Origin of the sequence: Paenibacillus thailandensis (assembly GCF_042685365.1) — a bacterium.
Classification (GTDB): domain Bacteria; phylum Bacillota; class Bacilli; order Paenibacillales; family Paenibacillaceae; genus Paenibacillus_AP; species Paenibacillus_AP thailandensis.
Genome location: NZ_JBHUMY010000017.1, coordinates 1 through 1,306, shown reverse-complemented (window position 1 = coordinate 1,306; position 1,306 = coordinate 1). Strand labels below are relative to the sequence as shown.

The 1,306-nt window shown below is 54.2% G+C and carries 1 protein-coding gene; it reads left to right on the top strand.

What is annotated here, in order from left to right; translation table 11 throughout:
• Positions 1-46: 46 nt before the first annotated feature.
• Positions 47-1,237 carry an ABC transporter permease gene (locus ACFSW5_RS16360; protein ID WP_379275239.1) on the top strand — a complete coding sequence of 397 codons (1,191 nt, stop codon included), beginning with the start codon at positions 47-49 and terminating at the stop codon, positions 1,235-1,237.
• Positions 1,238-1,306: the final 69 nt, after the last annotated feature.

The window sequence follows — 1,306 nt, the reverse complement described above, 5'->3', positions numbered from 1 at the left end:
GCACGCCGGAGCTGCTGCCGGGAATGACGGTAGAGGTTAAAGCGTGATGAAGGCTTTTATCGAGGAATGGAAGCTGCTCATAAGCGGCAAGTCCGTCATTGTCTTTATCGTTGTGCCTATTCTGATGGCAACGGTATTCGGGTACGTCTTCAAAAATAACCAGATTAACGAAGCGCCGCTGGCCGTCGTCGATCTGGACCACAGCAAGTACAGCCGCGAGCTGGTGGGCAAGCTCGACGCTTCCCAGTACATTTCCGTCGAAGGCGTGTTCGACAATGATATTGACCCCAATATGCTGCTTTATAACGAACGATACGTCGCGGTTCTGTACCTGCCGGCCGGACTGGAGCAGAACCGGCTGAAGGGCGCGCAGACGAACATCGGGTTTTATGTCGATAACATCGTGACCGGTGCGGTAGGTTCCATTCGAAGCGGCGTGAGCGAAGTCATCACAACGGAAAACGCCGCGGTCTATTCCGGCACCTTGAAGGCGATGGGGCTTTCGGACAGCGCGGTCGCGGGCATGATGACCAGCTTGAATCTGCAGCAGCGAACGCTTTACAATCCGACGAACAGCACGATGACGACGTCCGTGGTCGGCTTTGTGAACACGGCCATGATTTCTCTTCTGGGAAGCGCATCGCTGACGATCGTGCCCCGGCTGCGCGAGGCCGGGCAGCTGGGAGAGGCGCTGGCCAACCCGCTGCAGCTGGTGCTGCGTATCGTTCCGTATTCGCTCGTAGGCTGCGTTTCTTTTATTTTGAGCTTTGGCATTTTAAAACAGGTCGGCGGGATGCGTTTTGAAGCAAACGCGTTTGAAATGTTCATTCCGTTCTTCATTTACACGCTGCTGCTCAGCTTTTTTGCCATGATTATCGGCTGGACCGCCGCTAATCCCGCCAAGGCCGGCAAACGCAGCATTATCATTATATTGCCGTCCTTTTTGTTGAGCGGGGCGAATTTTCCGGTTTTGATGCTGCCGGAGCCGCTGCAATTTTTCAGCAAGCTGCTGCCTTTATTTTGGCAGCTCGAGTTTATAAGGGGTTTGGCATTCCGGGGAGGATCGCTGAAATATTTCATACCGGAGTTCGGAGAGGCGATACTGCTGTTAGCCGGGATGTTGGCGGTCGTCTACCTGCTTGTGCTTAAAGAGAGGAGAGCGGAGCGCAACATGTCCCGCAGCGGGGAAGAGGAGCCGGTAGCCGCTTCGGCCCCGGCCCAATCCGTAAGTTTATAAGCGGTAAAGAGAGAATATAACGGGAGAGCTGAGAGAATGAAGAAAAAGGCCATCATGTACGTCGTATTG